This is a genomic window from Pseudomonas sp. MD195_PC81_125 (assembly GCF_014060985.1).
GTDB lineage: Bacteria > Pseudomonadota > Gammaproteobacteria > Pseudomonadales > Pseudomonadaceae > Aquipseudomonas > Aquipseudomonas parakoreensis.
Genome location: NZ_JABULD010000577.1, coordinates 1 through 7,248 on the forward strand (window position 1 = coordinate 1; position 7,248 = coordinate 7,248).

10 protein-coding genes are annotated in these 7,248 nt (G+C 59.0%); 2 read left to right on the forward strand and 8 right to left on the reverse strand.

Annotation, left to right across the window (positions count from 1 at the left end):
* Window positions 1-88 precede the first annotated feature (88 nt).
* The 5 genes from HT737_RS23010 to HT737_RS23030 form a co-directional block, all read right to left on the reverse strand.
* On the reverse strand, window positions 89-367 hold the full coding sequence (locus HT737_RS23010; protein WP_182404067.1) for a DUF971 domain-containing protein: 279 nt from the start codon (window positions 365-367) through the stop codon (window positions 89-91).
* Entirely contained in the window at window positions 364-1,326 is a 963-nt protein-coding gene (locus HT737_RS23015; protein ID WP_182404068.1) for a HEAT repeat domain-containing protein, read from the reverse strand. The genes HT737_RS23010 and HT737_RS23015 overlap by 4 nt, the downstream gene beginning before the upstream one ends.
* Window positions 1,323-2,171, reverse strand: a complete 849-nt coding sequence (locus tag HT737_RS23020) for an ABC transporter ATP-binding protein (protein WP_182404069.1) — start codon at window positions 2,169-2,171, stop codon at window positions 1,323-1,325. Before HT737_RS23020 ends, HT737_RS23015 begins: the two co-directional genes overlap by 4 nt.
* On the reverse strand, window positions 2,171-2,953 hold the full coding sequence (locus HT737_RS23025; RefSeq protein WP_095666755.1) for an ABC transporter permease: 783 nt from the start codon (window positions 2,951-2,953) through the stop codon (window positions 2,171-2,173). The genes HT737_RS23020 and HT737_RS23025 overlap by 1 nt, the downstream gene beginning before the upstream one ends.
* 67 nt (window positions 2,954-3,020) lie before the next feature.
* Entirely contained in the window at window positions 3,021-3,296 is a 276-nt protein-coding gene (locus HT737_RS23030) for a hypothetical protein (RefSeq protein ID WP_095667223.1), read from the reverse strand.
* Between the two features lie 184 nt (window positions 3,297-3,480).
* Between HT737_RS23030 and HT737_RS23035 the strand changes: the two genes are divergently transcribed.
* Complete coding sequence (locus HT737_RS23035) at window positions 3,481-3,873, forward strand: hypothetical protein (RefSeq protein ID WP_047292388.1); 393 nt, start codon at window positions 3,481-3,483, stop codon at window positions 3,871-3,873.
* Window positions 3,874-3,951: 78 nt separating this feature from the next.
* Here the strand turns inward: HT737_RS23035 and HT737_RS23040 are convergent, their stop codons facing one another.
* The 3 genes from HT737_RS23040 to HT737_RS23050 all read right to left on the reverse strand — a co-directional run bounded on the left by HT737_RS23040 (window position 3,952) and on the right by HT737_RS23050 (window position 6,006).
* Complete coding sequence (locus HT737_RS23040; RefSeq protein ID WP_095667222.1) at window positions 3,952-4,821, reverse strand: DUF6279 family lipoprotein; 870 nt, start codon at window positions 4,819-4,821, stop codon at window positions 3,952-3,954.
* Between the two features lie 70 nt (window positions 4,822-4,891).
* Window positions 4,892-5,611, reverse strand: a complete 720-nt coding sequence (locus HT737_RS23045) for a TorF family putative porin (protein WP_047292392.1) — start codon at window positions 5,609-5,611, stop codon at window positions 4,892-4,894.
* 206 nt (window positions 5,612-5,817) lie between these two features.
* A complete protein-coding gene (locus tag HT737_RS23050) occupies window positions 5,818-6,006 on the reverse strand; it encodes a hypothetical protein (RefSeq protein WP_016985943.1) in 189 nt (62 codons plus the stop codon).
* Window positions 6,007-6,356: 350 nt separating this feature from the next.
* On the opposite strand from HT737_RS23050, the gene HT737_RS23055 reads away from it, so the two are divergent.
* Window positions 6,357-7,193 carry a S1 RNA-binding domain-containing protein gene (locus tag HT737_RS23055; RefSeq protein WP_182404070.1) on the forward strand — a complete coding sequence of 279 codons (837 nt, stop codon included), beginning with the start codon at window positions 6,357-6,359 and terminating at the stop codon, window positions 7,191-7,193.
* Window positions 7,194-7,248: the final 55 nt, after the last annotated feature.

Below are 7,248 nucleotides of genomic sequence, written 5' to 3' on the forward strand. Positions count from 1 at the left end.
CCAGCGATGGCGGTCTGTCAGTCACATAGATGCCTGATATGCCGGCCTCATCGCTGGCAAGCCAGCTCCCACAGGGAAAGCAGTGTTCTCAAGAACTGAGCTGTGCCAGATAGTCCCACGGGTAAATCCCGCGTTGATGGCCGTCACTGAACACCAGTTGCACACCATAGCCCTGCGGGTTGATTTCGATCAGGCGAACACGCTCATCGACCCGCGGAGTCACAGCTTTCAGGCGAAACGCGCGGCACTGCGAGCACGGGCACTGGCGACGCAGTTCGGCGTGATTGAACAGCGATTCACGGCCGTCCGGCCAGCTCAGGCGCAGTGTCCGTTCGCTTTGCGAGTTGCCCACCGACAGCGGATTCATTGCAGCTGACTCAAGGCAATCCGCACCGCTTTGCGCACTTCCGGATCACCGTCATCCTGCGCCGCCTGCAACGCCGCCACCGCACCGCGATCATTCAACTCACCGAGGGCCAGCGCGGCCTCCTTGCGCAGGTTGCTGATGCGATGGCCGAGGGTTTCGATCAGGGCGTCCAGCGCTGCAGCAAAGCGCAAACGCCCGAGGCTGCGGGTGGCGCGCAGGCGCACCTGCCAGTAGTCATCGCCAAGGGCTGCGATCAATGCCGGGCCGGCGTCGCTGTGGCCGACTTTACCCAGGGTTGTTGCCGCCTCTTCGCGCACTTGCCAGGCGTGATCGTGCAAGGCCTGACGCAGCGCCGGCAACACGTCGGCGCCAGACGCCAGACCGAGGGCACCGGTGGCGGCGCGGCGCACTTCGGTGTCCGGGTCGGCGCTGGCCAGTCGCGCCAATGCCGGCAGTGCGTCGAGCTGCTTGAGCCAGCCGAGCACGCCGATGGCTTCGCGGCGCACGCTGGCGTCGGCATCATCAAGTGCCGCGACAGCAGCAGGCGCTGCAGCGGCGAAACGCAGTTCGCGCAAGGCGCGGAACGCGGCGATCCGCACACTGACCTCGGCATGCCCGGTCCACGGCAGAATCACCCGGCCTGCCGCCTCGCTCTTGAGCAGACTCAGACTTTGTGCGGCGGCGGTCTGCACGGCTGGAGACGGATCGGTCAGCGCCTGGCACAGCGCAGCCACCACCGGTTCGTCTTCCCACGCTTCCAGCAGCCGCGCGGCTTCGGCGCGGACGTCTTCAGCCGGATCATCGGTCAGCCTTTCGACCAGCCACAGCAGGCCGTCCGGTTCTTCCAGGTCTGCCAGCTCGATCAGGGCAATGCGCCGCACACCGGCATCGTCAGCGGTCAGACGCGGTTGCAGGGCGAGGATGTCGTCATTATCGGTCACAGCAAAAAATGAGGTCATAGGGCAAATCGCGGCAAGGGGTTTTCGGGCGGCAGGCCGAGCGGGTTGAGGCGCGGCAGCGGTCGGTCGTTGTCGTGGCGTAGCAGGTCGAGACAATGGCGCTTGAGGCGGGAGAATTCGGCGCTGGTCACCAGCTCAGAGGTACGCGGACGCGGGAAGTCCAGGCGCAGGTCTTCGATGATTTGCCCCGGACGTGCGCTCATCACCAACAGTCGGTCGGCGAGGAACAACGCCTCGTCGATGTCATGGGTGACGAACACCACGGTGGTGCGAATCCGCGTCCAGATGTCCAGCAACAGCTCCTGCATGTTCAGGCGGGTCAAGGCATCCAGCGCGCCGAACGGCTCGTCCATCAGCAACAGCCGTGGACGGTTGACCAGCACCCGGGCGATTTCCACCCGTTGCTGCATACCGCCGGACAGCTGATCCGGCCAGCTTTCGGCAAAGCCTTCAAGGCCCACCAGTTGGAGGATTTCATCGGCTGCGCGATGGCGTTCGGTTTTGCCGATGCCGCGCATTTTCAGGCCGAAAGCCACGTTGTCGCGTACCGTGCGCCACGGGAACAGCGTGTGGTGCTGAAAGACCATGCCCCGTTGCGGCGATGGCCCGCTGACCTCGCCGCCGTCGACTTTGAGGCTGCCGGCATGGGCGCTCAAGTGTCCGGCGAGTGCGCCGAGCAAGGTCGACTTGCCGCAACCGGACGGGCCGAGAATGCACACGAACTGGCCCGGCTCGATCTGGCAGTCCAGACCTTGCACGGCTTCGAAAGCTTGTTGGCCTTCGCCGAGCACGATCGACAACTGGCGAATATCGATCCGCCCTTCCGGGGTTTGCATCGCGCTCATCAGGCTTTTCCTCGTGGTCGGTGCCAGGGCGTGAACAGCCCGCCCAGGCGTTTGATCAACAGGCTGCTGCCCATGCCCAGCACACCGATCAGCAGCATGCCGACGACAATATCGGCGTAGTTCTGGATGGTGTAGGACTCCCAGGTGTAGTAACCGATACCGAACTGGCCGGAGATCATTTCTGCCGTCACCAGGCAGAACCACGAGGTGCCCATGCCGATGGCCAGGCCGGTGATGATGCTCGGTGCGGCGCCGGGCAAGACCACTTCCAGCAGAATCGCCCGACGCCCTGCCCCGAGGCTTTTTGCCGAAGCGATCAACCGCCGGTCGACGCCTTCGACACCGTGCACGGTGTTAAGCAGGATCGGGAACAGCGCGCCGGTGAAGGTGATGAACACCATCGACAGCTCCGACGACGGGAACATCAGGATCGCCAGCGGAATCCACGCCACCGCCGGGATCGGCCGCAGCACTTCCAGTGGTGGCAGCAGCAAGTCTTCAGCCCATTTCGAGCGGCCGATGGCCAGACCCAGAGCGATGCCGATGAAAAGTGCCGCGAGGTAACCGGCGAACACGCGGCTGAGACTGGCGCTCAGGTGCTGCAGCAGCTTGCCGGAATCGCCCAGGCCCAACGCCGCTTCGATCACCGCCAATGGGGTGGGCACGTTGGCGAAAGTGACCAGACCGAGATTCCAGTGGTGGCTGGCGGCGAGTTGCCAGAACAGCAGGCAGAGCAGCAACGACGCCGTTCTTGGAATCCAGCGTAAATAGGATCGGTACACAATTCTTCCTCTCAACCGAGATCCCCTATAGGAGCTGCCGAAGGCTGCGATCTTTTGATCTTTGCTTTTAGCTGTCGGCTTTTTTCTCAGCCGAGTCCAGTTCCTTCAAGCGCTGATCAATCAACTGGCACTTGTCCGGCAAATCTGCACTGGCCGTGCCCAAGTCCATCTTTTGCAACTCGGCATTGATTTCCTTGGCCTTGGCCGGATTCTGTTCGGTGAGCCTGGTCACTTCCTTGGCCAGTTGTTCGCGTTTGGCGGTGGCCTCTTCTGGTGTACAGGCCCAGACCGGCAGGGCGCAGGCGAGGGTGACGGCGAGGGTGAGCTTGAGCAGGGTTTTCATGGGGGCAGGCCTCCGTTCCGGTTAAGGCGGGTTATTGGGTGGAGGCCTGGATGCGACGAAAAGTTCAGAGTTGTGGCAAACAGCATGTCGGTCGCTGCGGAAAATGCGGGTGAACGGCTACGATGCGTCCGGGTCACAACCTATGACAGCGCCCCCAATCACGCGCACCGGAGGTTGAATCAGGATGACGACTTATAACTGGGATTTGATTGAACGCCTGCTGCATGAAGTGCAGAACAGTGCAGGCGAAAGTTTCGCGCCGCGTAAATACGCAGAGGATTATGCGGCGCAGAAAGCCAGTGCAGGCGAGCCGATAGAGAATCTGGATCACCTGAAAACGGTGGCCTGCGATTACGAAGGCTTGTTGCTTGATCGTGGATTTATTGAACCGCGTCCGGATCACGCAGGCAGTACCGGTAACAATTTCATTCTGACGCCACGCGGATCAAGCCTGCTGAGCCTGATCGACAGCAGCATTCCCGGCAATGATCATCCTCGGCAAGTACTGGATGAGCAGGAGGATGCGCTGGATGAGGCGACGTTTGATGAGGTGGCTTCTAAAGCGCAAATTGCCTGAAAACAAAAGATCGCAGCCTTCGGCAGCTCCTACACATAACCCTGTAGGAGCTGCCGGAGGCTGCGATCTTTTGATCTTCTATTCCTGCTTTACTGCCTTCAGACACTTCAAATCATTGAAGTCCTTACGCACACCCTCGATTTTCTTGAGCAACCGCTGACGCTGCTGCGGCGTACTCTCGGCCATCAGATCCACCGCCAGCGAACGCGCCTGCGCTTCGGTGTTGGCGTAGGCTTTTTGGTAATCCGCTGTCCATAAACGCTCGCGGTTGACCAGAAGTGTCTCGATTCGCTGTGGGAATTCCGGACTTTTGCGCTGGGCAACGGCGTTACTGAACTGTTGCTGCCAGTGGGCGCGGTTGGCGATCCATTGAGTGTTCTGATCGCCCAGTGCAGTCGACCAGGCCATTACCCGTTGTTCCTGAGTCACGCTCAATGGACCCAGCCAATCAGTCAGGCGTTTGTCCATGCGTGCGCCGCGTTCGGCAATCTGTTGCGCCAGCGGCGGTTTGACGTATTCCTTCTCACGTTTGCGCAGATCCTTGGCGAACGCGTCGTTCATTTCCGCCACTTGTTTGTCGTCCAGCCCTTGCAGTAACTCGATGGCCGACGGTGTGATCTGGCGTGCGGTTTCGGCGATGGCCTGTTTGGCCTCTGCGGTTCGCGCCTGCAGTGCCGTGTCGGTCACCTGATTGGTTTCAACCATGTTCTGCAAACGGTCCAGCCAATCGAGGTAGCCCGGCAATTGCGTGGTGCAGTGCCAGTTCAGGTGTTCCTTGAGCCGTTCGTTGAACCAGTCCTTCTGCTCGCCGTTCATGTCCAGGTAGTCGCCAAGCGTCCATGGAATGATCACGTCGAGATTGCGGTAGGCCAGGCCGACGCGGCTGCAGGCGCCGAGGGCGAGGGTGAAGATCAGCAGGGTGGCGAGGTGTTTGAACCAGCGAGACATGGGCGAATCCTTGCGAGGCCTGACGTCTGATTCTCATGTGAACGCAGGATGCTCCCGGCAGTTCAGCCGATCAATAGAATGCGCGCTCTGCCTTGAGCGTCACCAGTCCGTCGCACTGACTGTTGTGCCCGGAATACGCCGAGCAATCGCTGCCACTGAGGTTGGAATTGCTGTAGATCAGGTCGAGATCGACGCCCATGAATGGCCGGGAAAATTTCACTGACCAATCGGTAAAACTGCTGACATAACCACCGTCCACTGACACCGGCGTGTTCAATTGATGGGTGGTGTATTTCATGCTGATCCCGATGCCGAACGGCTGATTGCCACCCAGATCGGCGAACAGCGTGTTGTTCTGTTTGTCCGGGTCGTTGCTGACGGCTATACCGAAACGGCTGCCGAGCAGGGTCAGGCCGCCGAACAGCTCCTGGCTGTCGAGGGTATCGACCTTGGGATAGCTGTAGTGGATCATCCCGACTTCGTAGCCGAGGGTCTGATCGAAAGGTTGTTTAAAGCCGATGTAGGAGTCGATTTCGAGGTTCTTGCCCGGGGTCAGGCCCATGCTCGGTGCGTACTGGCCGACATACAGGCCGCTGTCGTGGCTGAGATCGAGGCCGCCGTGGAACGAGCCGACGGCTGCCGGTTTGACCAGACCTTGGGCCATGCTGCGGCTGGGCGTGGTGCCGAGTTTGAGGTCGAAGTCGCCGAGCTCGCGCTGGAAAATCTGCGCGTGCACCGACGAGCAGGCCAGTAGGCCCACAAGCAATAAACAGGAATTTGATTTGAGCATGCGTCACTCCATGAACAGCGAGGGCAGGGCTGAGCCTGCTGAAACGCTTGATCCAGACGCGTGCAAGGATACCGGCGAATGCTCGGCAATGATGCCCGTTCGTCGATTTTCAAAAGATTGATTAAACAGAAGTGAGGGTGTTGCGCGGGTGCCTGTCCAGACGCTTCGAAGCTCAAAGCGTCTCAGGACGGGTGTATTACCGGGTGTTACTTCTTGCCCAGGCTGATCTGCTTGGACGGGCCGAACGTCTGGCCGCTGACGCCTTTGGCAATTTGCTGGATTTCGCCGCCGGACTTGAGGAACGCTGCGATTTGATCGTTGATCGATTCGCTGGTTTCAACGGCTGGAGCTGGCTTTGCTTTGCTGGTGGATGCTTTTACACGCATGGCGGCCATTAACCTGTAGAAAAGTAACTCGGCCAGGCATCGTACAGGAATAACTTGACAATTGCTTGATAAATATCCCCGGGAATAACTGAGGGTGCGGGTGGATTATTCTCGCTTAATTATTCGAAATATCCGCCTAAGCCACTGTTTTAAATAACAACATTTATTGCTCATTACGCAAAAGGTAAGCCGTGAAACGCTGCGTGAGGTGCCACACTGGCCTGACGAATGGCGAGTCGCTTGCGCCAAACCCAGGAAAATCAAGGTGCCCCGCGGATTTTCTTCGCCAGGCTGCTCGCGCGGCGAACGAGACCGGCAAAACCGGGTAGAATGCCGCCACGCAATGAGGGTTTTGGAAAATGGCTTTAGTCGGGCGTTACAACAGTTTGCAAGTGGTTAAACACACTAACTTCGGTTTATATCTGGACGGCGGTGCCGACGGCGAAATTCTTTTGCCCAACCGTTATATTCCTAAAGATATTCCCAGCGAAGATGAAGACTGGCTCAACGTATTTATTTATCTGGACAGCGAAGACAAACTTCTCGCTACCACTGAAAAACCAAAAGTTCAGGTCGGTGAATTTGCCAGCCTGAAAGTAGTTGAAGTCAACAGCATTGGCGTGTTTCTCGATTGGGGCTTGCCGAAGGATCTGTTGCTGCCGTATTCCGAAGAAAAGCGGCAGATGACCGCTGGCGAGTACTGCGTGGTACACGTTTACCTCGATAAACACACCCGCCGCATCACCGCGACCGCACGTCTGGATCGCTACCTCGACAAGACCCCGGCCAACTACAGCCCCGGGCAGGAAGTTGATCTGCTGGTGGCTGAAGCCACCGACATGGGCTTCAAGGCGATCATCAACAACAAGCATTGGGGCTTGATCCACAAGAATGAAATCTTCAAATTCATGCGCTCCGGCATGCGCGAGAAGGGTTTCATCAAGGAAGTGCGCGCCGACGGCAAGATCAGCCTCAGCCTGCAACCGGTAGGTCAGGAAGCGGCCAGCAGCCTGAGTTCGAAGATCCTCGCCAAGTTGCGTGAAAACAATGGCACGCTGGCCGTCAGCGACAAGAGCGATCCGGCGTTGATCAGCAGTCTGTTTGGTGTCAGCAAGGGCAACTTCAAGAAGGCCATCGGTTCGCTGTACAAGGAAGGCAAGATCGTCATTCATGCCGATCGCATTGAACTAACCTGAGTGACCGCCGGCCCCATGTAGGAGCTGCCGCAGGCTGCGATCTTTTGATCTTCAA